The organism is Roseovarius sp. CH_XMU1461, from assembly GCF_037027165.1.
GTDB lineage: Bacteria > Pseudomonadota > Alphaproteobacteria > Rhodobacterales > Rhodobacteraceae > Roseovarius > Roseovarius nubinhibens.
Genome location: NZ_JAYMDV010000001.1, coordinates 958,240 through 979,619, shown reverse-complemented (window position 1 = coordinate 979,619; position 21,380 = coordinate 958,240). Strand labels below are relative to the sequence as shown.

Genomic DNA, 21,380 nt, shown 5'->3' with positions numbered 1-21,380 from the left:
CGTACCTACCCTTTAGGACAACGCAAAACTTCCCTCAGGAGCATTCCGATATGGCCACCGTAGCCGTTACCGACGACACGTTCGACGCCGAAGTGAAAAATTCAGACATCCCCGTCGTGGTGGATTTCTGGGCCGAATGGTGCGGCCCCTGCAAACAGATCGGCCCGGCTCTGGAAGAGATCGCCGCCGAGATGGGCGGCAAGGTGAAAATCGCCAAGGTCGATGTCGACAGCAACCCGAACTCCGCCGCTCAGATGGGCGTGCGCGGCATTCCTGCCCTGTTCATCTTCAAGAATGGCGAAGTGGTTTCGAACCGCGCTGGCGCCGCCCCCAAGGCCGCGCTGCAGAGCTGGATCGAAGAGTCGATCTAAGCGCCTGAACCGCTTGTTTTTACGGGTCTCGCCAGTGGCGGGGCCCGTTTCTTTTGGCGGCTCACCTTGCCCCGTTCGCGCAATTCCCCCATATGGGTCTGAACGGATTGAGGAGGCATTCATGCAACGCGAGGAATTTCCCGACTGGCACGGCACCACGATCATCGGCGTCCGCAAAGGCGGCGAGGTGGTGATCGCAGGCGACGGTCAGGTGAGCCTCGGCCAGACGGTCATCAAAGGCTCTGCCCGCAAGGTCCGCCGCCTCTCGCCCGGCGGCTTTGACGTGGTCGCGGGTTTTGCCGGATCGACCGCCGATGCCTTCACCCTGCTGGAACGTCTCGAGGCCAAGCTCGAGGCCAGCCCCGGCCAGCTGCAGCGCGCCAGCGTCGAGCTCGCCAAGGACTGGCGCACCGACAAATACCTGCAAAAGCTCGAGGCGATGCTGATCGTCACCGACGGGCAGGATCTCTATGTGATCACCGGCGCGGGCGATGTGCTCGAACCCGAACATGACGTGACCGCGATCGGCTCTGGCGGCAATTTCGCCCTCGCCGCCGCCCGCGCCATGATGGACAGCGACAAGAGCGCCGAAGAGGTGGCCCGCGCCGCCATGGCCATCGCCGCCGACATCTGCGTCTACACCAATGGAAACCTCACGGTCGAAAGCATTTCACGCTGAGTTAGAGCCTGATTTTCGCATCGCTTCCATATAGCTGCGCAGCACCGCGTTCATCCGCGTCTGATAGCCTTTGCCCTGCGATTTGAAGAATTCGAGCACATCGGCATCGAGCCGGACCGAAATCATCTTTTTCGGCTCCGGTTCGACCAGCCGCGTACTGGACCAATCCCAATCGACATCATCGATATCGGGGTCATGGGCCGGTTCGAGTCCGGCGTCTTCTTCGGCCCGCAGCCGGTCCCAATCAGTGCTCCCCTGCTGTTTCCGCACCTCTTCGAGCGAGAAACGCTTGATAGTGGTTTTTCTCATTTTGCCGTGCCCTCCGCGCGGTGATCAGACGGATCGCATCGCCGCGTAATGTGTAAACAACGACCACCGTCAGCCCGTCAAAGCCGCCGATCGCCAGAAACCTCTCTTCGCCCTGCGTCTGCGCCGGTATGACCAGATGCGGATGGGCCAGCACCTCGATCATATCGCAAAAGTCCAGACCGTGCTTTTCGATGGTCGCCTGCCGCTTGACCTCATCCCACTCGAACACGCTCACGCCCCTTTGCTATGCTGATGCGCCTCTCCGGGCGGCGCATGGCCGAGGGTGGGATTGTTTATATTTACATATTGTATATACAATCGTCAAGCTTCCCTGTCGCAACCCTTGGCAATCCGGCTCAAGGCCCATACATCACTGACAAGCTTAAGGATGTGTAAATGACCGACCTGACCCCCCGCGAGATCGTCTCGGAACTCGACCGTTTCATCATCGGCCAGAAAGAGGCCAAGCGCGCCGTCGCTGTCGCCCTGCGCAGCCGCTGGCGGCGCAAGCAGCTCTCCGAGGATCTGCGCGACGAGGTGTTTCCCAAGAATATCCTGATGATCGGCCCCACCGGCGTCGGCAAGACCGAGATTTCCCGCCGCCTGGCGAAACTCGCCCGCGCGCCCTTTCTCAAGGTCGAGGCCACGAAATTCACCGAGGTCGGCTATGTCGGCCGCGATGTCGAACAGATCGTCCGCGATCTCGTCGACAGCGCCATCGCCATGACCCGCGATCACATGCGCGAAGACGTCAAGGCCAAGGCCCATCACGCCGCCGAAGAGCGGGTCATTTCCGCCATCGCCGGCGAGGATGCCCGCGAAGGCACCCGCGAGATGTTCCGCCAAAAGCTCAAGAAGGGCGAGCTCGACGACACGATGATCGAGCTCGACCTCGCCGACACTTCCAACCCGTTCGGCATGATGGACATCCCCGGCCAGCCCGGCGGCCAGATGGGCATGCTCAATCTCGGCGACATGTTCGGCAAGGCGCTCGGCGGCCGGACCAAGCGCCAGCGGATGAGCGTCGCCGAAAGCTATGAGATCCTGATCGGCGAAGAGGCGGACAAGCTTCTCGATGACGAAACCGTCACCCGCGCCGCCATCGAGGCGGTCGAGGAGAACGGCATCGTCTTTCTCGACGAGATCGACAAGGTCTGCGCCCGCGCCGACGCCCGCGGTGCCGATGTCTCGCGCGAAGGGGTGCAGCGCGACCTGCTGCCGCTGATCGAGGGCACCACCGTCTCGACCAAACACGGGCCGGTGAAAACCGACCATATCCTCTTCATCGCCTCCGGCGCCTTCCACGTGGCCAAGCCTTCGGACCTGCTTCCGGAACTGCAGGGCCGTCTGCCGATCCGGGTCGAACTGCGGGCGCTCACCGAAGAGGATTTCGTGCGCATCCTGACCGAGACCGACAACGCGCTCACCCGTCAGTACGAGGCGCTGATGAGCACCGAAAACCTCACCGTGCGTTTCACCGAGGACGGCATCGCCGCCATCGCCCGCATCGCCGCCGAGGTGAACCGCTCTGTCGAAAACATCGGCGCGCGGCGGCTCTACACGGTGATGGAACGGGTCTTCGAAGAGCTGAGCTTCGTCGCCCCCGACCGCTCTGGCGACAGCATCACGGTCGACGCCGGCTTCGTCGAGGACAACCTGGGCGAACTCGCACGCTCCGCCGATCTGAGCCGCTACGTGCTCTGATCCTCTCCAGACCTGACCGTTTCAAAATGCCCCGCCGTGCCCTTGGTCCCGGCGGGGTTTTCACATCTGCGCGCCCATTTCGGCGACACTCAGCGCACGCTCCGGTCACGTTTTCCCGCCCTCGGTTTTGCCAAAATCCGCACTGTCGCTTTACCGACGCAATACCGACGTGTCACCGACCCGCCATTTCGGCCGGTTTTGGCAGGGTTAACAGCAGGTGGGGCAGGGCGACGATTTTCCTTTCCCCAGCGCAGATTTCGCGCCACCAATCCTCATGCGGTTTTTCGATTTCCTCCGGCTCAACCTGCCCTGGCTCTCCGCCGGCTTTCTGCTCACCTTCCTGAGCAGTTTCGGCCAGACCTTCTTTATCTCGCTCTTCGCGGGCGAGATCCGTTTGGCCTTTGGCCTGAGCCATGGCGCATGGGGCGGGCTCTATTCGCTGGGCACCTTCGCCTCGGCCATGGTGATGATCTGGGCCGGTGGGCTGACCGATCTCTTCCGCGTCCGCGCGCTTGCGCCGCTGGTCCTCGGCTTGCAGATTTTCGCCTGTCTTTTCATGGCGTTCAACCCGGTCTGGTGGCTGCTGCCTCTGGTCATTTTCTCACTGCGTTTCACCGGTCAGGGCATGCTGAGCCATCTTGCGGTGGTCGCCATGGCGCGCTGGTTCACCGCCACACGGGGCCGCGCCCTGAGCCTTGCGACCTTGGGATTTTCCTTGGGCGAGGCGCTCTTGCCGCTGATCTTCGTGGCGCTCATGGCGCTGATCGACTGGCGGCTTTTGTGGGTCGTGGCGGCGCTCATCGCGGCGCTCGGCATCCCCGCCCTGCGCCACCTCCTGCGCGAGGAACGCACGCCCCAGAGCCACGCCCAGAGCGACAGCTCCCTTGGCATGCTCGCCCGCCATTGGACACGCCGAAACGCCTTGAAACATTGGCTTTTCTGGCTGATGATCCCGGCGCTTCTGGGCCCCTCGGCCTTCAACACCGCCTTCTTTTTCCACCAGGTTCATTTCGCCGAAATCAAGCAGCTCTCGCATCTGCAGCTGGTCGCCTATTTCCCTTTTTACACAGGCGTTTCCATCGTCGCGATGATCGCCTCGGGCTGGGCGCTCGATCGGTTCGGCACGGCCCGGCTCATGCCCTTCATGCAGCTGCCGATGGTGGTGGGTTTCACGCTCTTTGCCACGGCCACCGACGGCGCCTGGCTCTTTGCGGGCTTTGTCTTTCTCGGGCTCACCACCGGGTTCAACGCCACCATCCCGGCGGCCTTTTGGGCCGAGTTCTACGGCACCCGCCATATCGGCGCGATCAAGGCGATGGCGGCAGCGATCATGGTGCTGGGCTCGGCCATCGGGCCGCTGCTGACCGGGCTGGCGCTCGACCTCGGGATCGGGATCGAGCTGCAATTTCTCTATGTGGCAGGCTACTTTATCTTTGCCAGCCTCTGCATGACTCTGGGCGTTCTGCGCGCCGCGCCGCTGCTACCTGCGACGGCGTAGATAGACGTAATAAGCCCCGCCGCCGCCATGGCGATTATGGGCTTCGCTCACCTCGAGAACCAGCGGACCCAAGGGCGGCAGGCTAAGCCATTGCGGCAGTTGATGGCGCAGCACGCCCCTGCGCTGCGGGATGATCTCATCCTCGGTGCCGCGCTTGCCCTTGCCCGTCACCACGAGAACAAGCCGCAGATCCCGTGAGGCCGCGCGCAGGATAAAGCCGATGGTCGCGTTATGCGCGCGCTCGACCGTCATGCCGTGCAAATCCAACGTGGCTTGGGGTTTGAGCTTGCCGCGCTTCATCCGGTGAAAGGATTTCTTGTCCATCTGGACCGCAGGTTTCGCCGTAGCCATAGCCCCCGGCGCGGTCTGGGTCGACCGCTCACCGATCTGAAAGGGCTCTAGCGCGGGCCGGGCCTCCTGCACGGGATCGGGCGCGGTGGGAAAGGGGTCTTTCGCCGCGGGCTTGGCCACAACCGGGGCCTCGTGACGCCGGTCGAGCGGGGTGGCCGAGCGGGCCACCTGTCGCCACAGCTCGAGCTCTTCTTTATTCGGACGCCGCCGTTTCATGGCAGCGCATCCGGCGCCAGCGCATAGGCCCGCTGAATGGGCATCAGGACCAGCATCCGCCCCGGATCCTTGAGCTGCCCGGCCTCGCGCCCGGCCTCATCGCCGGTGCCGATGAAAATATCCGCCCGCTGCGCCCCCTTGATGGCCGATCCGGTATCCTGCGCGATCATCAGGCGGTGCATGGCCTCCGCGCCTTTTTTCTCGATCCAGACCGGCGCACCCAGCGGCACAAAGGCCGGGTCAACCGCCACAGTCCGCCCCGTCGTGACAGAGCGGTTCATCGCGCCCAGTGGCCCGAGCTCCGCAGGCACGGAATCGATCCGGCGGAAAAACACGTAGGAGGGGTTGTGAAACAAGAGCTCGCGGCCCTCTTCGGGATTGCGCCGCACCCAGTTCTTGATCACCTCCGCCGAGACCTGATGACGGCTGTAGACGCCACGCCGGACAAGCTCGGCCCCGATTGAGCGATAGCTGTGACCGTTTGCCCCGCCATAGCCCACGCGGATCATCCGACCATTGGGCAGGCGAATGCGGCCGGAGCCCTGAATTTGCAGAAAGAAAAGTTCAACGGGATCATCGACCCAGGCAATCTCGAGCCCGCGATCCTGCATATAGGGACCGGTCTCGATCTCGCGTCGCGTGAGCCACGGGTTGATCTCTTTGGAGGCCTCCGGCTCGCGGTAGAGCGGATAGCGGAACCGGTCGGTGGGATGCAGCGAGCCGTTGAGCTCAGGCTCGAAATAGCCGGTGAAGAGCGCCGGCTTGCCATCCGAGATCAGCACCGGGCGAAAGAACAGCTCAAAGAACTGCCGCGCATCGGGTTTCTGCTGGGCCAGCGCACAGAGCGACAGCCAATCCGGGTCGTTCATATCGGGGCAGGTGTTCAGGAAAACGTCGAGCGCCGCCTGATGATCGTCTTCGGCCCAACCGTCGAGCGCGTCAAAGCTCGTGATGTCATATGCAATCTCGTGCATGCTGGCCCGCGCGACGAGCGGCACCAGCATCGCACAGGCAAACAGGGCCGCCCGGATCATCCGCCCGTAGCTACAAGTCGCCAGTTCGGATCGTCCGATCCCATCACACGCTCAAACGTCCAGGTATCCTTTTGCCGCTTGGGCTCGCCGGGGGTGCCCTCGATGATCTCGCCTTGCTCATTGCGCACGACCGAGCTCAACTCGCCGAGGAATTTCACGGTGATCTCGGCCGCCTTGGTGGCGTCGTCGAGCGCCGCATCGATCAGCGTCACATCGCGCACGCCAAAGAACTCGGCCTCGACGGTCAGGTTCTTTTCCTGACGCGCGTCGATCACCTGGGCAAAGGCCTCGTGCACATCGGGCGACAGGAAAGGCACGATCTCGTCGAGCTTGCCGTTCTCAAAGCTCATCAGGATCCACTCATAGGCCTGACGGCTGCCCGAGAGGAATTCGCTCACCGAAAAACTGGGCTCGATCCGCTTCATCTCTGCCAGGGCCGCGGCGGCGTCGGAATCCTCGGGCACGTGGTCCGTGATATCGAGATCCGGCCCGCCTTCGATCACCTCGAACCCCTGCCGCCGGTCCGGTGCGCCGGGCAGTTCACTACGGGGCGGCTCAAACCCGTCGCGGGTGCCCAGCACCGAGCGAAGGCGCAGGAGCAAGAAGATCGCGATACCTGCGAGAACCAGCAATTGAAGCATTGGAGAGTCCATATTCGTCTCATTTTTCGGTTGGGGCGTGGAAAGCCCGCTGTTGTGATCCTATGTAGGTGACGAGGGCGGGCAAGTCTACCATTTGCCCCCGGACTAAGGCTGGATGAGGGTAATATGTGGCTGTTCATAGCGTTTCTGATGGTGCCGTTGATCGAGATCGCCCTGTTCATTCAGGTGGGCGGGCTCATCGGGCTGTGGCCGACGCTGTTGATCGTGATCCTCACCGCCGTCGCCGGGACCTATCTCGTGCGGAGCCAAGGGGCGCGGGCGCTCGGCGATCTGCAAAGCTCGTTCCACCGGGCCAGCAACCCGACCGAGCCGCTGGCGCATGGGGCGATGATCCTGTTTTCCGGGGCGCTGCTGCTCACACCGGGGTTTTTCACCGATGCCATGGGCTTTGCGCTCTTGGTCCCGTCGGTGCGGCAGGCGGTGATGCGCTATGCCAGCAGCCGGATCAAGGTTCAGACCCACGGGTTTGAGCGTGACGCGCCCAGAGGCCCGGCCTCTTCGACGGTGGTTGAGGGCGATTTCGAAGAGCTCGACCCCGAGGCGCGGCCATTAGAGCGCCCCTCTGGCTGGACAAAGCATTGAGGCGCGCGGGCCTTCCTGATAGATCGCAAGACAAGCTATTCAACATATGACCGTCAGGAGCCCAGCGATGGAAGACCAGCAGGAAAACGGCGCGGCCGCACAAGCGCCGCAAGTCAAGATGACGACGCTGACGCAGTTCGTCCGCGATCTGTCTTTTGAAAACATTCTTGCCCAAAAAGGCATCGGCGGCGAAGTGCAGCCCGATGTGACCGTGCAGGTCAATCTCGATGCCAAGAAGCGGTCGGCCGAACACCAGTATGAGGTGATCACCAAGCTCAAGGTCGAATCCGTCAACAAGGAAGATGGTGCGCATCTGTTCCTGATGGAGCTCGATTATGTGGGTGTGTTCCACATCGAGGGCGTGCCGGAAGATCAGCTTCACCCGTTCCTGATGATCGAATGCCCGCGCATGCTCTTCCCGTTCCTGCGCCGGATCGTGAGCGACGTCACCCGTGACGGCGGCTTCCCGCCGCTGAACCTCGAGAATATCGACTGGGTGCAGATCTATCGTGGCGAGATTGCCCGCCGTCAGGCCGCAGCTCAGGCGCAAGCGCCCGCAACGCCGCATTCCTAAGACGCGTCACGCGTCGTATTTGCGCCAGATCGCCGTATCGCCCATGCCGCCGACAAAGGTGGCGTGGGCATTTTTTTCCGCCTCGGTCAGACGCGAGGGCAGGGGGGTTGGGCGCGGTTTTGGACGCCAATTGCCCATGTCCTGTCCCGGTTCGGGGGCTTTCTCCACCACCTTCAGCGAAAAATCGGGCTGACGCCCGCCGATCAGTTCGAGATAGACTTCGGCGAGGATTTCACTGTCGAGCAGCGCGCCGTGCAGCGTCCGCGACGAGTTGTCGATATTGAACCGCCGACAGAGTGCGTCGAGCGAAGCGGGCGAGCCGGGAAACCGGCGGCGCGCAATCTCGAGCGTGTCGATGGCCTGTTCCCACGGGATCTGCGGCAGGCCCATCCAGCCCAGCTCGGCATTGAGGAATTTCATATCAAACGCGGCGTTGTGGATGATCAGCTTGGCATCGCCAATGAAATCGAGAAACGCCTGACCGATGCGTTTGAACACCGGCTTGTCGCGCAGGAAATCATCGCCAAGCCCGTGCACCTGAAACGCTTCCTGCGGCATTGACCGTTCAGGATTGATATACTGATGATAGGTCTCGCCGGTCGGCATATGATTGAAGAGCTCGACCGCGCCGATTTCGACGATCCGGTCGCCGCTATGCGGATCAAATCCGGTGGTCTCGGTGTCGAGGACAATCTCACGCATGGGCCAGCTTCTTTCGTATATCCGCCACCACTGATGCCACCTGTGCCCGGGCATGGTCAATCGTATCGGTCTCGATCACGTAATCCGCGCGGGCGCGTTTTTCTGCATCCGGCATCTGGCGCGACAGGATGAGATCAAACCGTTCCGCAGTCATGCCGGGACGGGCGAGCACGCGGGCGCGCTGCACCTCGGGCGGGGCGCTGACCACGACGACCGCGTCCATCATGGTTTCACTGCCATTCTCAAAGAGAAGCGGGATGTCGAGCACGACGATGTCTTCTGTCGCCGTGGCGAGGAAATCCTGGCGATCCTGGGCCACGAGCGGATGCACGATCTGTTCGATCCGGGGCAGGGCATCGGCATCGGCGGCAATGATTTCGCGCAGATGGTCCCGGGAAACGCCCCCGTTTTCAATGGCATCTGGAAAGGCCTTCTGCATCGGTGCCACGGCCGCCCCGCCCTTGGCATAGAGCCGGTGCACAGCGGCATCAGCGTCCCAGAGGGCACATCCGTGGTCCTTGAACATCTGCGCGGTGGTGGATTTCCCCATCCCGATCGAGCCGGTGAGGCCGAGGCGAAAGCTCATGCCAGAGCCGCGGCGCGGGTGGCGCGGTCGACCTCGGGGCGGGTGCCGAACCAACGCTCGAACCCCGGCACGGCCTGATGCAACAGCATGCCGAGACCATCGACCGTGTGACAGCCCATCTCTTCGGCCACTTCGAGCAGGCGGGTCTTGAGCGGCGCATAGACGAGATCGGTGACCAAGGTGCCCGGGCGCAACCCGTCGAGCGGCACGCGCAGGGGCTGTTTGCCCATCATGCCGAGGGAGGTGGTGTTCACCACGAGCTTGGCATCGTCCATCATGTTGCCGGCCTGCACCCAGTCAAAGACATGGAGCCGCTTGCCGAACTCTTCCTGCAGCGCGTCGGCGCGGACGCGGGTGCGGTTGGAGATGAGGATCTCTGGCACGCCTGCATCAAGAAGTGCCGCGATCACCGCGCGGGCGGCACCGCCAGCGCCCAGAAGAGCTGCGGGGCCATCACCGGGCCGCCAGTTGGAGCCCGCGCTTTCGAGGTTCTTCATGAATCCATAGCCGTCGGTATTGTCGGCGTGGATCTTGCCATCCTTGCGGAAAATCAAGGTGTTGGACGCCCCGATCAGCGCGGCGCGGTCGGTGATCAGATCGGCGATCTCGAGCACCTTTTCCTTATGCGGGATGGTCACGTTCACACCGACGAACCCGGCCTGGGGCAGGGTGCGGATGACCCGTTCGAGATTGTCGGGCGCCACGTCCATCGGGATATAAAATCCCTTGATCCCATATTTCTTGAGCCAATGGCCGTGAATCTGGGGCGAGCGGGAATGCGCAATGGGCGATCCGATGACGCCGGCGAGGGGGATTTTGGGGTGATCCATGATGATCCTCAGATGTCTCCGCGCAGGGATAGGTAGGACAAGAGATCGAGCAACGGCAAGCCCAGCACAGAGAAATAGTCGCCTTCGACGGCGGCAAAGAGGCGGGCGCCTTCTTCTTCGAGCTTGTAGGCGCCGACGGCATCGGAGACGCCGGGCCAGTTGCGATCGAGGTAGCGATCGAGCTCGGCATCGGTGAAATTTCGCATGGTCATGCGGACGCGGCCGATCTTGCGCCAGACGGGTTTCGGGCCTTCGCAGATCACCGCGGCCGAGTGCAATTCATGGGTTTTGCCACGTAGGTATTGCAGCTGTATTCTGGCGGTATCACGACTGTCCGCTTTGGCGAGGATGTCCTTGCCGATGGACAGGATCTGATCGCAGCCAATGACCAGCGCGTCGGGATGTTTGGCGCCGGTCTTCTGCGCCTTGAGCTCGGCCAGGGCGTCGGCGATGTCGCGGGGCGGCAGATCCTCGGCCTGCATGGCGCGGCGCACGGCGTCTTCGTCGATGCGGGCGGGCACAACATTGAAGCCCACCCCGGCATTTCGGAGCAGGGTCTGGCGGATCGACGACCCCGACGCGAGGATGATGTGCATGGACATGTGGAAAACCCTGCGGATGGCTCTGAATGGAATGTGTGACGTTTCAGGGATTTATCAGCACGGGCGGAAAGCTCCAAGGCTTGCGGTGGCTCTCGGCCAAGATAGACGCGATTTATCCCCTTGTGGAAAAATCCACCGCGGCGTTAACCAATTCTGGACGACTCAGGGATGCAAGCAGAATCTGACCTGCGAGAGATTTTCTAACAATTTGTTTAAAAAGGGATTTTCGAGAGTTTCCTGAGAGAAAATGCCGCATCGCCATGAAGGGCGGTTCTGGATAAAACCGGGGATGAAATTTGATCCACGGTTTCCCAGCCCCCTACAAAGACAACTATCTTTTCTTTTAAACTTTATTATTTATTTAGCCGGAACCGGAGCAAGGAAGACCAAGATATGATCTCTGACATTCTGGGCTCGGCCTATCCTTACGTGAAGTCGCTCCATATCATCTCGGTCGTGGCCTGGATGGCGGGGCTGTTCTATTTGCCGAGGCTCTTCGTCTATCACGTGGAGGCGGCGGAGCGCGGGGACAGCCGCGATGAGATCTTTCAGGTCATGGAGCAGAAGCTCTTTCGGGTGATCATGAACCCGGCGATGATGGCGACCTATCTGTTCGGGCTGACGCTGGCCTTTACGCCCGGGGTCGTCGATTGGGCCTCGATCTGGCCCTATACCAAGATTGCGGGCATCGGGGTGCTGACATTGTTTCATCATTGGCTTGGGGCGCAGAGAAAGGCCTTTGTCGCGGGCGAGAACATTGTGAGCGGACGGACCTACCGGCTCATGAATGAGGTGCCGACCATTTGTCTGGTGGTGATCGTCTTTTCCGTGGTGGTGCGCTTCTGAGTGGCGTCACAGGGCGCGAGAGGGCGCGTCGGGGCGTGACCGTGGCAAAGATTGACTAGGAGAGGCAAAGCCTGTAGCAAAGCCTCTGGCCCCGTCCGGGGACGCGAATTTCCAAACATGACCTCTCGACGCGCCGCAAGGCGCGCAATCAAGGACGTATGACATCATGTCTCAGGACCGTTTGAACCTGTCCGATCTCAAGGCGCAGAGTGCCAAGGACCTTTTGGCGATGGCTGAAGAGCTCGAGATCGAGAACGCTTCGACCATGCGCAAGGGCGAGATGATGTTCTCGATCCTGAAAGAGCGGGCCGAAGAGGGCTGGGTCGTGTATGGCGATGGCGTGCTTGAGGTTCTGCAGGACGGGTTCGGGTTTCTGCGTTCGCCGGAGGCGAACTATCTCTCGGGGCCGGATGATATTTACGTGTCGCCGGAAACCATCCGCCAATATTCGCTGCGCACCGGGGATACGGTCGAAGGCGAGATCAAGCAGCCGGAAGAGAATGAGCGCTATTTCGCGCTGACCTCCGTGTCGCAGATCAACTTTGAAGATCCCGAGAAGGCGCGTCACAAGATCGCCTTTGACAACCTGACGCCGCTCTATCCCGATGAGCGGCTGACGATGGAAGTCGAGGACCCGACGGTCAAGGACCGCTCGGCCCGGATCATCGATCTGGTCGCGCCCATCGGTAAGGGTCAGCGGTCGCTCATCGTGGCGCCGCCGCGGACCGGTAAGACGGTTCTGCTGCAAAATATCGCGGCAAGCATCGAGAAGAACCATCCCGAATGCTATCTCATCGTTCTGCTCATTGACGAACGTCCCGAAGAGGTGACGGATATGCAGCGGTCGGTGAAGGGCGAAGTGATCAGCTCGACCTTTGACGAACCTGCCGCGCGCCACGTGGCCGTGTCGGAAATGGTGATCGAAAAGGCCAAGCGTCTTGTCGAGCATAAACGAGACGTTGTTATTCTTCTCGACTCGATCACAAGACTTGGTAGGGCGTTTAACACGGTCGTGCCGTCTTCGGGTAAGGTTCTGACCGGTGGCGTCGATGCGAACGCGTTGCAACGGCCGAAGCGGTTCTTTGGTGCTGCGCGGAATATCGAAGAGGGCGGCTCGCTCACCATCATCTCGACCGCGCTGATCGACACCGGCAGCCGGATGGACGAGGTGATCTTTGAAGAATTCAAAGGCACCGGCAACTCTGAGATCGTTCTCGATCGCAAGATTGCCGACAAGCGGGTCTTCCCGGCGATCGACATTCTCAAGTCGGGCACCCGGAAAGAGGATCTTCTGGTCGACAAGATCGATCTGCAGAAGACCTTTGTCCTGCGCCGTATCCTGAACCCGATGGGGACCACGGATGCGATCGAATTCCTGATCTCGAAACTGAAGCAGACCAAGACGAACTCAGAGTTCTTCGACTCGATGAACACCTGACGCCGGTCTTGGTCACAGGGTGACCATGATGGACACGATTTTTGCGCTTTCATCCGCCCCGGGGAAGGCGGGCGTTTCTGTCGTTCGCGTGTCCGGACCGGCGGCGTTTGAGGCGTGCCGTGTGCTGGCGGGGGATGTGCCGGCCCGGCGCGTCGGCTCCGTGCGGCTGTTGCGGCAGGGAGATGAGGTTCTCGATGAGGCGTTGATCCTGAGTTTTGACGCGGGCCATAGCTTTACCGGCGAAGAAACCGTGGAATTTCAGGTGCATGGCAGCGTGGCCATCATCGGCGCGCTGCTGGCGCGACTGGGCGAGATGCCGGGGTTGCGGCAGGCAGAACCGGGGGAGTTCACGCGGCGCGCGCTCGAGAATGAGCGGCTCGATCTGGCGCAGATTGAGGGGCTTGCCGATCTTCTCGAATCCGAGACCGAGGCGCAGCGGCGTCAGGCGATGAAGATGTTTTCCGGCGCTCTTGGCCAGAAGGCAGAGGGCTGGCGTGGCAAGCTCATCCGGGCGATGGCGCTTCTGGAAGTGACGATTGATTTTGCCGATGAAGAGGTGCCCGAGGATGTCTATCCGGAGGTGATCGCGGTGCTCGACGGGGTGATGGCCGAGCTGCGTGTCGAGATCACCGGGGTTGCGGCGGCCGAGCGTATCCGCACCGGGTTTGAAGTGGCGATCGTCGGCGCGCCGAATGTCGGGAAATCGACGCTGTTGAACGGGCTTGCCGGGCGCGATGCGGCGATTACCTCGGATGTGGCCGGCACGACGCGAGATGTGATCGAAGTGCGGATGGATGTGGCGGGGCTGCCGGTGACTTTTCTCGATACGGCGGGGCTTCGCGAGACCGAGGATGCGGTCGAATCGGTGGGGATTGCGCGGGCCAAGGAGCGTGCCGCTCAGGCTGATCTGCGCGTCTTTCTGCTCGACGATCCGTCGCAAGGCGCCGAGCTTGCCGAGGAGGGGGATATCCTCTTGCAGGCCAAGGCGGATGTTGCGGGCGGTGAATTTCCCGGGGTGTCAGGAAAAACAGGGGCGGGGATTGCCGAGCTGATTGCCGCGATTTCCGAACGGCTGTCGTCGCGGGTTGCACATGCCGGGGTGGCAACCCATCTGCGTCACAAGCGGGCATTGCAGGAAGGCTGTGATGCGTTGGAACAGGCGCGCGATCTTATGCTACAGAATGTAGAGATGTCCGAGATCGTGGCAGAAGAGATTCGGCGCGCCGTCTATGCGCTCGACAGTTTGGTGGGCCGGGTCGATGTTGAGGCGATCCTTGACGAAGTGTTCTCCAGTTTCTGCCTCGGCAAATGAGGGGTGTTTCACGTGAAACATGATTTCGATGTCATAGTTGTCGGCGGCGGTCATGCCGGTGCGGACGCGGCCCATGCGGCGGCGCGGATGGGCGCGCGCACGGCCCTTGTTACACTGACGTTTGAGAGCATCGGCGTGATGTCCTGCAACCCGGCGATCGGGGGGCTCGGCAAGGGGCATCTCGTCCGTGAGATTGATGCGCTCGACGGGGTGATGGGGCGCGTGGCGGATAAGGCGGGCATCCAGTTTCGCCTGTTGAACCGGCGCAAAGGGCCGGCGGTACAGGGCCCGAGGGCGCAGGCCGACCGCAAGATTTACCGCGAAGAGATGCAGCGCGAGATGCGCGGCTGTCCGAACCTGACGATTATTGAAGGCGAGGCGGCGGATTTCCTGATGTCCGGGGCCGAGGTGCGGGGCGTGAGGCTCGCCGATGGGTCCAAGATTTCGGCGAGCGCAGTGGTTCTTACCGCCGGGACGTTTCTGCGGGGGCTGATCCATATCGGTCAGGTGTCGCGGCCCGGCGGGCGGATGGGGGACAAGCCGTCTGTCAAACTGGCCGAACGGATTGATCAGTTCGGGCTTCCGCTCGGGCGGCTCAAGACGGGGACGCCGCCGCGACTCGATGGGACGACGATTGATTGGTCCGATCTTGAGGTGCAGCCGGGCGATGATGATCCGACGCTGTTTTCGTTCCTGTCGTCGAAGGTTTCGGCACGGCAGATCAGCTGTGGGATCACCCACACGAATGGACAAACGCATGAAATCATTGAGAAAAACATTGGTAAATCTGCGATGTACAGCGGCCGGATCGAAGGTGTTGGTCCGCGATACTGTCCGTCCATCGAGGATAAAATCGTCCGCTTTGCCGAGAAGAGCTCGCATCAGGTGTTCCTGGAACCCGAGAGCCTGTCTGACAATGTGATCTATCCCAACGGGATTTCGACCTCGCTGCCTGAGGACATTCAGCATGACTATGTGCGATCGATCAAAGGTCTGGAGAATGTAACCATTCTTCAACCCGGCTATGCCATTGAATATGACTATGTCGATTCCCGCGCGCTCGATTCGCGACTGGCTGTGCGGGATGTGCCGGGGCTGTTTTTGGCGGGGCAAATCAACGGCACGACGGGCTATGAAGAGGCGGCGGCGCAGGGGCTCGTGGCCGGGCTCAACGCGGCGGCCGTGGCGCTGGGCCGTGACCCGATCACCTTTAGCCGTAGCAACAGTTATATCGGGGTGATGGTCGATGATCTGATCACGCGCGGGGTGAGCGAACCCTATCGCATGTTCACCTCACGGGCCGAGTTCCGGCTGTCGCTGCGCGCGGATAACGCGGATCAGCGGCTCACACCGCTCGGGATCGAGGTCGGATGCGTTGGCGCAGAGCGGAAACAGGCGTTCGAGGCGAAGATGTCCGCGCTTGCCGAGGCACGGCAGGATATGGAATCGGTCGTGTTTACGCCTAAGGAGCTGGTGACCGCGGGCTATGCGGTCAATCAGGATGGCAAGCGGCGCAATGGCTATGAATTGCTGGCCTTGCCGCAGTTTGATTTCGACGCGCTCGTGGCGCTTCGACCAGAATGGGGGGCGATCGACGCGGCGAGCCGAGATCAACTCTCCAAGGACGCGATGTATGCCAATTACATCCTGCGCCAGGAACGTGATGTCGCGGTTCTCAAGCGGGACGAGCAGCAGCGCATTCCCACGGATTTTGATTATATGGCGATGGAAGGGCTGTCGAATGAGCTTAAAATGAAGCTCAACGCAGCGCGGCCGGACAATATCGGGCAGGCCGGACGAATTGACGGAATGACGCCCGCGGCGCTGACCCTGTTGCTGGCCAAGGTGCGCCAATCGCGCCGCGGAATGACCGCATGAACGTTGGCAATGTTTCACGTGAAACAGAAGAGCGGCTAGAAATCTATGCTGCGATTCTGAAAAAGTGGAACCCGAAGATCAATCTCGTTGCGCGCGCATCGCTCAATGATGCCGGTCGCCGACATTTCGAGGATTCGGCGCAGATCATGCTGCATGCCCCCGCGCAGATTTCTCACTGGGTGGATATTGGGAGTGGCGGCGGCTTTCCGGGCCTCGTCGCTGCGATCCTTGCGCAGGAGAGTCACAAGGGCGCCAAGTTTACCTTGATCGAAAGTGATCAGAGGAAATGCGCCTTTTTGCGAAGTGTTTCACGTGAAACATCGGTGCCGGTGACTGTTCTTTCCGAGCGGATCGAGCAGGCCGCCCCGCAGGAGGCGGATGTTCTGTCAGCCAGGGCTTTGGCGTCTTTATCGGATTTGCTCGGCTTCGCGACGCGGCATATGGTGCCGGATGGCGTAGCCCTTTTTATGAAGGGCGCGCAGTGGCAGGACGAGCTGCGACAGGCGGAAAATTTGTGGAATTTCAAAGCTACGGCCTGTAAAAGTGAAACTGATGACAGTGCTCATATTCTGAAGGTCACAGGAGTGTCTCGTGCCTGATCCAAGCCGTCCGCCCGCTGCGAAAATCATTGCTGTTGCCAACCAGAAGGGCGGGGTCGGGAAAACCACCACCGCCATCAACCTGAGCGCCGCGCTCGCCGAAATGGGGAAGCGGGTGCTTTTGGTGGATCTCGATCCGCAGGGCAACGCGTCGACGGGCCTCGGCATTGAGGCAGACCAGCGAGATATGACGACCTATGAACTCTTGCTCGAAGAGCTAGAAGCGGTGGAGGCAGTGCAGCCGACGGGCACACAAGGATTGTGGATTGTGCCCGCGACGACCGATCTCAGCTCAGCGGATATTGAGCTTATCTCCAATGAAAAAAGGGTTTTCCTGCTGCGCGATGCGCTGCATCAGCAGTCTCTGGACGCGCTGGAGCTCGATTTTATCATTATCGATTGCCCGCCGTCTCTTAACCTTCTGACGATCAACGCGCTGGTGGCTGCAGATTCGGTGCTCGTGCCGCTTCAGAGCGAATTTTTCGCGCTTGAAGGTCTGTCGCAGCTCATGCTCACCGTGCGTGAGGTCCGCGATACGGCGAATGCCAAGCTACGGATCGAGGGCGTGGTCCTGACCATGTACGACGCGCGGAACAACCTTTCGCGGCAGGTGGAGGCGGATGCGCGCGATCACCTGGGTGAGTTGGTCTATAAAACGTTGATTCCACGTAATGTGCGGCTCAGCGAGGCGCCGTCTTTCGCAATTCCGGTGCTGAGCTATGATCCGGCGTCGTCCGGCGCGCGGGCCTACCAGGATTTGGCGCGCGAAATGCTCAAGACATCTTCGCCCGTGGCGGCGTAACAGAACTAAAGAGGTGGGTCATGGCGGATAAAAAAGGCAAACAGCGCGGGTTGGGCCGGGGTCTTTCGGCCTTGATGGCGGATGTTGGGGATGCCTCAACGACCACGGCCGAGCAGCCGAGATCGCCGGATCGTATGGTGGCGATTGATCTCGTTTTGCCCAATCCCGATCAGCCGCGGCGTCGGTTTGACGAGGAAAAGCTCGAAGATCTGGCCAATTCGATCGCGGAAAAGGGGATTATCCAGCCGCTGATTGTGCGCAGCCATCCGAGCAAGGACCGTCATTTCGAGATTGTCGCGGGCGAGCGTCGCTGGCGGGCAGCCCAGCGGGCGAAAGTGCATCAAGTGCCTGTCGTTATTAAGGAATTTAACGACACGGAAGTCCTTGAGATTGCGATAATCGAGAATATTCAGCGGGCGGATCTCAACCCGGTCGAAGAGGCCGCGGGTTATGCGCAGCTGATGGAGAAATTCGGCCATACGCAGGACAAGCTGAGCCAGGCGCTCGGCAAAAGCCGCAGCCATATCGCCAATACGATGCGCCTGCTGCAACTGCCGCCAGCGGTTCAGGGGTTTTTGTCGGAAGGCCAGCTCAGCGCGGGGCACGCGCGGGCGCTGATTACTTCGGACGACGCTGAGAAGCTTGCGAAACAGGTGATTTCCAAGGGGCTTTCGGTGCGTCAGACCGAGGCGTTGGTGAAGTCGGCGAGCAAATCGGCAGAGGGCGAGGCCAAGCCTGCGGCGCGCAAAGTGTCGGCGAAGGATGCGGATACGCGGGCGCTCGAGGGGGATCTTTCGGCCAATCTGGGCATGAAGGTCTCGATCGATCACATCGGGGCGTCGGGTGGCGGTAAGATTACGCTGACCTACAGCGATCTGGATCAGCTTGATGCGCTGTGCTCTTTGCTCAGCGCGGGCCTTCCGGACGCGTCCATATAAAAAGCAGGACGAGAGAGAGCACCGCCATCTGGATCATGATCAGATGCGCGGGGAGCTTCAGCCCGAGAGAAATCGCCAAAACCGCCGCAATAGAGACTGTTGCGAGGAGTTTGACCCGTCGTCTGATGGCGCCGTGGGCCTGCCAATCCTGGATCGGCGGGCCGAAGCGCGGATGGGTGAGAAGCCAATCGTGTAGCCGGTCGGAAGAGCGCGCGAAGCAGAAGGTCGCGAGCAATAGGAACGGCACTGTCGGGAGTAGGGGGAGGACCACGCCGATGGCGCCGAGTGCGACGGCGAGGCATCCGAGGATCAGCCAGATCGCACGCACCACTTAATCTCCTGCCAATTCAGCGAGAATCGCATTGAGGACGGGGCGGCCCTTTTCGGTCACCCGCAGGTTCTGGTCATCGGCCAGGATCATGCCCATGTCGCGCAGCTCTGTGAGGGTATCGGGATCAAGGTCGCGCTGTGCGAGGGCGCGATAGCGATTCCGGTCGAGACCTTCCGTCAGGCGGAGGCACATCAACAGGTATTCCAGACCCTGTTCCGGCCCGATCACTTCATTCTTGGCACTGTCGCCCGAGCCGTTCTTGACCTCTGCGAGCCACTTACCCGGGGCGCGATGGGCCTCGGTCGCGAATTTACGACCGCCAACCGTGATCCGGCCATGGGCACCGGGGCCGATGCCGACATAATCGCCATAGCGCCAGTAGATCAGATTGTGCCGCGATTGCGCGCCGGGGCCGGCATGGTTCGAAATCTCATAGGCGGGCATGCCATGATCGGCGCAGATGGTTTGGGTCAGATCATACATATCGGCGGCGCTGTCATCGGCGGGCAGACCCTTGAGCAGCCCGCGATTGTAGCGGTCGCCAAAGGCGGTGCCTTGCTCGATGGTCAGCTGATAGAGCGAGAGATGATCGACCGCATAGCCGAGCGCGCGGGACAATTCCGCCTCCCAATCGGCCAGAGTCTGGTCTTGGCGGGCATAAATCAGGTCAAAGCTGACGCGAGAGAAGGTGCGGCGGGCCACATCGAAGGCCTGAAGCGCCTCCGAGACGCTGTGGAGACGGCCCAAACGGCGCAAATCCGGGTCATTGAGCGCCTGAATGCCCATGGAGATGCGATTTACCCCCGCCTCGCGATAGCCGAGAAAGCGCCCGGCCTCGACCGAGCCGGGGTTTGCCTCGAGCGAGATCTCGACATCATTGGCGAGGGTCCAGCCCTTGCCAATCGCGTCGATCACACCGCCGACAACATGTGGCTGCATCAGGCTCGGCGTGCCGCCCCCGAAGAAGATCGAGTTGACGACTCGCCCCGGCAATAGCTCAGAATATCGTTTAATTTCAGATAGATAGCTCTCAAGCCAAGCGTCCTGATCAATCGACGCGGTGACATGGCTGTTGAAGTCGCAATAGGGGCATTTCGATTGGCAAAACGGCCAATGGACATAGATACCAAAGCCGCCCTGTTGCCAATCCTCAGTCAAAACAGCCCTGTACCAGCTTGGCAAAGGCATCGGCGCGGTGGCTGATGCGGTTCTTTTCCCAGCGGTCCATCTCGGCAAAGCTGATCTCATGACCTTCGGGCAGGAAGATCGGGTCATAGCCATGGCCCTGATCGCCGCGCGGCGGCCAGATGATCTCGCCGGGGGCGATGCCCTCAAACACTTCGTCATGACCATCGGGCCAGGCGATCACCAGCGTGCAGCAGAATTTGGCGCGCCAGGGTTTGGCATGTTGTTCGTTCTGGAGAAGATCATGAACCTTACCCATGGCCATGGCGAAATCCCGGCCTTCGGGAGTTTCGGCCCAATCGGCGGTATAGACGCCGGGCGCGCCGCCCAAAGCCTCGATCGAGAGACCGGAATCATCGGCGAGCGCGGGCAGGCCGGTGACCTTGGCGGCGGCATGGGCCTTGATCCGGGCGTTGCCGACGAAACTGTCTTCGGTCTCTTCGGGCTCCCCAAGCTGCATCTCGGCAGCACCGACGACCGACACGCCGTAAGGCTCGAGAAGATGCGCGATCTCTTCGAGCTTGCCCGCGTTATGCGTGGCCACCAACAGCCGGTCGTCAGAGAATTTACGCATTCACAGCGGCCCTTTGCAGCTCTGCCAGCTCTTGAACGCCCTTTTCGGCGAGGTCGAGCAGGCCGGTCATCTGGTCACGGGTGAAGGTCGAGCCTTCGGCGCTCATCTGGGCCTCGATCATGCGGCCAGAGGCGGTCATGATGAAATTGCCATCGACGCCGGCTTCGCTGTCTTCGGGATAGTCGAGATCGAGAACGAGCTGCCCGGCATAGATGCCGCAGGACACGGCGCCGACCGGATCGACGAGCGGATCGCTTGTCACATCGCCCGCTTTCATCAGCTTCTGCACCGCGAGTTTGAGCGCGACCCAGCCGCCGGTGATCGAGGCACAGCGGGTGCCGCCATCGGCCTGAATGACATCGCAATCGACGGTGATCTGACGCTCGCCCAGGGCCACGCGATCAACACCGGCGCGCAGCGAGCGACCGATCAGACGTTGAATTTCGACGGTGCGGCCGCCTTGTTTGCCGGCAGAGGCCTCGCGACGCATGCGGCTCGTGGTCGAGCGGGGGAGCATGCCGTATTCGGCGGTGACCCAGCCGAGGCCCGACCCCTTGATAAAGGGCGGCACGCGGTCTTCGATGGTCGCGGTGCAGAGCACATGGGTGTCGCCCACACGCATCATGCAAGAGCCTTCGGCGTGTTTCGTGACCCCCGTTTCAATGGAAACAGGGCGCATTTCGTCGAGAGCTCGGCCAGAGGGGCGCATGGGATCATCCTTGTAATTGTTCAATCCGCAAATACCTTTGTCAGGCCAAGATTGGAAGGGTGATTGAC

26 protein-coding genes are annotated in these 21,380 nt (G+C 61.3%); 13 read left to right on the top strand and 13 right to left on the bottom strand.

The window, feature by feature from the left end; translation table 11 throughout:
* The first annotated feature begins 50 nt into the window (after positions 1-50).
* Together trxA and hslV are read left to right on the top strand one after the other, a co-directional pair.
* Positions 51-371 carry a thioredoxin gene (gene trxA, locus WA237_RS04680; protein ID WP_009813387.1) on the top strand — a complete coding sequence of 107 codons (321 nt, stop codon included), beginning with the start codon at positions 51-53 and terminating at the stop codon, positions 369-371.
* A 121-nt stretch (positions 372-492) separates the two neighbouring features.
* Complete coding sequence (hslV, locus tag WA237_RS04675; RefSeq protein WP_336096845.1) at positions 493-1,050, top strand: ATP-dependent protease subunit HslV; 558 nt, start codon at positions 493-495, stop codon at positions 1,048-1,050.
* On the opposite strand, the gene WA237_RS04670 is transcribed toward hslV, so the two are convergent.
* Positions 1,042-1,359 carry a BrnA antitoxin family protein gene (locus WA237_RS04670; RefSeq protein WP_336096844.1) on the bottom strand — a complete coding sequence of 106 codons (318 nt, stop codon included), beginning with the start codon at positions 1,357-1,359 and terminating at the stop codon, positions 1,042-1,044. The genes hslV and WA237_RS04670 overlap by 9 nt on opposite strands.
* Positions 1,295-1,588 carry a BrnT family toxin gene (locus WA237_RS04665; protein WP_336096843.1) on the bottom strand — a complete coding sequence of 98 codons (294 nt, stop codon included), beginning with the start codon at positions 1,586-1,588 and terminating at the stop codon, positions 1,295-1,297. The genes WA237_RS04670 and WA237_RS04665 overlap by 65 nt, the downstream gene beginning before the upstream one ends.
* Before the next feature lie 167 nt (positions 1,589-1,755).
* On the opposite strand from WA237_RS04665, the gene hslU reads away from it, so the two are divergent.
* Both hslU and WA237_RS04655 read left to right on the top strand, forming a co-directional pair.
* Positions 1,756-3,063: an ATP-dependent protease ATPase subunit HslU gene (gene hslU, locus WA237_RS04660; protein ID WP_009813385.1), complete on the top strand. Its 1,308-nt coding sequence runs from the start codon at positions 1,756-1,758 to the stop codon at positions 3,061-3,063.
* 274 nt (positions 3,064-3,337) lie between these two features.
* Positions 3,338-4,561, top strand: a complete 1,224-nt coding sequence (locus WA237_RS04655; protein WP_336096842.1) for an MFS transporter — start codon at positions 3,338-3,340, stop codon at positions 4,559-4,561.
* Here WA237_RS04655 and WA237_RS04650 read toward each other — a convergent pair.
* The 3 genes from WA237_RS04650 to WA237_RS04640 are packed head-to-tail and all read right to left on the bottom strand — an operon-like array spanning position 4,544 to position 6,815.
* On the bottom strand, positions 4,544-5,128 hold the full coding sequence (locus tag WA237_RS04650) for a Smr/MutS family protein (RefSeq protein ID WP_336096841.1): 585 nt from the start codon (positions 5,126-5,128) through the stop codon (positions 4,544-4,546). The two genes, WA237_RS04655 and WA237_RS04650, sit on opposite strands and share 18 nt — an antisense overlap.
* Entirely contained in the window at positions 5,125-6,162 is a 1,038-nt protein-coding gene (gene mltA / locus WA237_RS04645) for a murein transglycosylase A (protein WP_336096840.1), read from the bottom strand. The genes WA237_RS04650 and mltA overlap by 4 nt, the downstream gene beginning before the upstream one ends.
* Positions 6,159-6,815: a Tim44/TimA family putative adaptor protein gene (locus WA237_RS04640; RefSeq protein ID WP_336096839.1), complete on the bottom strand. Its 657-nt coding sequence runs from the start codon at positions 6,813-6,815 to the stop codon at positions 6,159-6,161. Before WA237_RS04640 ends, mltA begins: the two co-directional genes overlap by 4 nt.
* A 114-nt stretch (positions 6,816-6,929) precedes the next feature.
* On the opposite strand from WA237_RS04640, the gene WA237_RS04635 reads away from it, so the two are divergent.
* Positions 6,930-7,406, top strand: coding sequence for an FxsA family protein (locus WA237_RS04635; protein ID WP_336096838.1), 477 nt, complete (start codon positions 6,930-6,932; stop codon positions 7,404-7,406).
* 67 nt (positions 7,407-7,473) lie between these two features.
* Entirely contained in the window at positions 7,474-7,980 is a 507-nt protein-coding gene (secB, locus tag WA237_RS04630) for a protein-export chaperone SecB (RefSeq protein WP_336096837.1), read from the top strand.
* Between the two features lie 6 nt (positions 7,981-7,986).
* Here the strand turns inward: secB and dnaQ are convergent, their stop codons facing one another.
* The 4 genes from dnaQ to WA237_RS04610 are packed head-to-tail and all read right to left on the bottom strand — an operon-like array spanning position 7,987 to position 10,700.
* The gene (dnaQ, locus tag WA237_RS04625) at positions 7,987-8,682 is read right to left on the bottom strand and encodes a DNA polymerase III subunit epsilon (RefSeq protein ID WP_216015402.1); all 696 of its coding nucleotides are present in this window, start codon (positions 8,680-8,682) and stop codon (positions 7,987-7,989) included.
* Positions 8,675-9,268 (bottom strand): dephospho-CoA kinase, encoded by a 594-nt coding sequence (gene coaE / locus WA237_RS04620; protein ID WP_336096836.1) that lies wholly within the window; start codon positions 9,266-9,268, stop codon positions 8,675-8,677. The genes dnaQ and coaE overlap by 8 nt, the downstream gene beginning before the upstream one ends.
* The gene (locus WA237_RS04615) at positions 9,265-10,098 is read right to left on the bottom strand and encodes a shikimate dehydrogenase (protein WP_216015400.1); all 834 of its coding nucleotides are present in this window, start codon (positions 10,096-10,098) and stop codon (positions 9,265-9,267) included. The genes coaE and WA237_RS04615 overlap by 4 nt, the downstream gene beginning before the upstream one ends.
* 8 nt (positions 10,099-10,106) lie before the next feature.
* Entirely contained in the window at positions 10,107-10,700 is a 594-nt protein-coding gene (locus tag WA237_RS04610; RefSeq protein ID WP_336096835.1) for a Maf family protein, read from the bottom strand.
* A gap of 393 nt (positions 10,701-11,093) precedes the next feature.
* On the opposite strand from WA237_RS04610, the gene hemJ reads away from it, so the two are divergent.
* The 7 genes from hemJ to WA237_RS04575 all read left to right on the top strand — a co-directional run bounded on the left by hemJ (position 11,094) and on the right by WA237_RS04575 (position 18,513).
* Complete coding sequence (gene hemJ, locus WA237_RS04605) at positions 11,094-11,546, top strand: protoporphyrinogen oxidase HemJ (protein ID WP_336096834.1); 453 nt, start codon at positions 11,094-11,096, stop codon at positions 11,544-11,546.
* Between the two features lie 166 nt (positions 11,547-11,712).
* Positions 11,713-12,984: a transcription termination factor Rho gene (rho, locus tag WA237_RS04600; RefSeq protein ID WP_040617917.1), complete on the top strand. Its 1,272-nt coding sequence runs from the start codon at positions 11,713-11,715 to the stop codon at positions 12,982-12,984.
* Positions 12,985-13,012: 28 nt separating this feature from the next.
* A complete protein-coding gene (mnmE, locus tag WA237_RS04595) occupies positions 13,013-14,296 on the top strand; it encodes a tRNA uridine-5-carboxymethylaminomethyl(34) synthesis GTPase MnmE (RefSeq protein ID WP_336096833.1) in 1,284 nt (427 codons plus the stop codon).
* Positions 14,297-14,308: 12 nt separating this feature from the next.
* Complete coding sequence (gene mnmG, locus WA237_RS04590; protein WP_336096832.1) at positions 14,309-16,174, top strand: tRNA uridine-5-carboxymethylaminomethyl(34) synthesis enzyme MnmG; 1,866 nt, start codon at positions 14,309-14,311, stop codon at positions 16,172-16,174.
* On the top strand, positions 16,171-16,773 hold the full coding sequence (rsmG, locus tag WA237_RS04585) for a 16S rRNA (guanine(527)-N(7))-methyltransferase RsmG (RefSeq protein ID WP_336096831.1): 603 nt from the start codon (positions 16,171-16,173) through the stop codon (positions 16,771-16,773). Before mnmG ends, rsmG begins: the two co-directional genes overlap by 4 nt.
* A complete protein-coding gene (locus WA237_RS04580) occupies positions 16,766-17,575 on the top strand; it encodes a ParA family protein (RefSeq protein ID WP_336096830.1) in 810 nt (269 codons plus the stop codon). The genes rsmG and WA237_RS04580 overlap by 8 nt, the downstream gene beginning before the upstream one ends.
* 20 nt (positions 17,576-17,595) lie before the next feature.
* Positions 17,596-18,513: a ParB/RepB/Spo0J family partition protein gene (locus WA237_RS04575; RefSeq protein WP_336096829.1), complete on the top strand. Its 918-nt coding sequence runs from the start codon at positions 17,596-17,598 to the stop codon at positions 18,511-18,513.
* On the opposite strand, the gene WA237_RS04570 is transcribed toward WA237_RS04575, so the two are convergent.
* From WA237_RS04570 to rph, 4 genes are read right to left on the bottom strand one after another with little or no spacing between them, the layout of a single operon-like run.
* Complete coding sequence (locus WA237_RS04570; protein WP_336096940.1) at positions 18,482-18,841, bottom strand: YbaN family protein; 360 nt, start codon at positions 18,839-18,841, stop codon at positions 18,482-18,484. The genes WA237_RS04575 and WA237_RS04570 overlap by 32 nt on opposite strands.
* Before the next feature lie 3 nt (positions 18,842-18,844).
* Complete coding sequence (gene hemW / locus WA237_RS04565; protein WP_442970240.1) at positions 18,845-20,002, bottom strand: radical SAM family heme chaperone HemW; 1,158 nt, start codon at positions 20,000-20,002, stop codon at positions 18,845-18,847.
* A complete protein-coding gene (gene rdgB, locus WA237_RS04560; RefSeq protein ID WP_336096827.1) occupies positions 19,995-20,603 on the bottom strand; it encodes an RdgB/HAM1 family non-canonical purine NTP pyrophosphatase in 609 nt (202 codons plus the stop codon). The genes hemW and rdgB overlap by 8 nt, the downstream gene beginning before the upstream one ends.
* Complete coding sequence (rph, locus tag WA237_RS04555) at positions 20,596-21,312, bottom strand: ribonuclease PH (protein ID WP_336096826.1); 717 nt, start codon at positions 21,310-21,312, stop codon at positions 20,596-20,598. Before rph ends, rdgB begins: the two co-directional genes overlap by 8 nt.
* Between the last annotated feature and the right edge of the window lie 68 nt (positions 21,313-21,380).

What these genes read in the sequence shown, in the direction of transcription:
- WA237_RS04635 (WP_336096838.1), top strand. Translation starts at nt 6,930, where the DNA reads ATGTGGCTGTTCATAGCGTTTCTGATGGTGCCGTTGATCGAGATCGCC.
- mltA (WP_336096840.1), bottom strand. Translation starts at nt 6,162, where the DNA reads ATGATCCGGGCGGCCCTGTTTGCCTGTGCGATGCTGGTGCCGCTCGTC.
- WA237_RS04670 (WP_336096844.1), bottom strand. Translation starts at nt 1,359, where the DNA reads ATGAGAAAAACCACTATCAAGCGTTTCTCGCTCGAAGAGGTGCGGAAA.
- rdgB (WP_336096827.1), bottom strand. Translation starts at nt 20,603, where the DNA reads ATGCGTAAATTCTCTGACGACCGGCTGTTGGTGGCCACGCATAACGCG.
- WA237_RS04650 (WP_336096841.1), bottom strand. Translation starts at nt 5,128, where the DNA reads ATGAAACGGCGGCGTCCGAATAAAGAAGAGCTCGAGCTGTGGCGACAG.
- WA237_RS04610 (WP_336096835.1), bottom strand. Translation starts at nt 10,700, where the DNA reads ATGTCCATGCACATCATCCTCGCGTCGGGGTCGTCGATCCGCCAGACC.
- WA237_RS04575 (WP_336096829.1), top strand. Translation starts at nt 17,596, where the DNA reads ATGGCGGATAAAAAAGGCAAACAGCGCGGGTTGGGCCGGGGTCTTTCG.
- dnaQ (WP_216015402.1), bottom strand. Translation starts at nt 8,682, where the DNA reads ATGCGTGAGATTGTCCTCGACACCGAGACCACCGGATTTGATCCGCAT.
- rsmG (WP_336096831.1), top strand. Translation starts at nt 16,171, where the DNA reads ATGAACGTTGGCAATGTTTCACGTGAAACAGAAGAGCGGCTAGAAATC.
- mnmE (WP_336096833.1), top strand. Translation starts at nt 13,013, where the DNA reads ATGGACACGATTTTTGCGCTTTCATCCGCCCCGGGGAAGGCGGGCGTT.
- secB (WP_336096837.1), top strand. Translation starts at nt 7,474, where the DNA reads ATGGAAGACCAGCAGGAAAACGGCGCGGCCGCACAAGCGCCGCAAGTC.
- WA237_RS04615 (WP_216015400.1), bottom strand. Translation starts at nt 10,098, where the DNA reads ATGGATCACCCCAAAATCCCCCTCGCCGGCGTCATCGGATCGCCCATT.
- WA237_RS04640 (WP_336096839.1), bottom strand. Translation starts at nt 6,815, where the DNA reads ATGGACTCTCCAATGCTTCAATTGCTGGTTCTCGCAGGTATCGCGATC.
- hemJ (WP_336096834.1), top strand. Translation starts at nt 11,094, where the DNA reads ATGATCTCTGACATTCTGGGCTCGGCCTATCCTTACGTGAAGTCGCTC.
- hslV (WP_336096845.1), top strand. Translation starts at nt 493, where the DNA reads ATGCAACGCGAGGAATTTCCCGACTGGCACGGCACCACGATCATCGGC.
- rho (WP_040617917.1), top strand. Translation starts at nt 11,713, where the DNA reads ATGTCTCAGGACCGTTTGAACCTGTCCGATCTCAAGGCGCAGAGTGCC.
- trxA (WP_009813387.1), top strand. Translation starts at nt 51, where the DNA reads ATGGCCACCGTAGCCGTTACCGACGACACGTTCGACGCCGAAGTGAAA.
- rph (WP_336096826.1), bottom strand. Translation starts at nt 21,312, where the DNA reads ATGCGCCCCTCTGGCCGAGCTCTCGACGAAATGCGCCCTGTTTCCATT.
- coaE (WP_336096836.1), bottom strand. Translation starts at nt 9,268, where the DNA reads ATGAGCTTTCGCCTCGGCCTCACCGGCTCGATCGGGATGGGGAAATCC.
- WA237_RS04655 (WP_336096842.1), top strand. Translation starts at nt 3,338, where the DNA reads ATGCGGTTTTTCGATTTCCTCCGGCTCAACCTGCCCTGGCTCTCCGCC.
- hslU (WP_009813385.1), top strand. Translation starts at nt 1,756, where the DNA reads ATGACCGACCTGACCCCCCGCGAGATCGTCTCGGAACTCGACCGTTTC.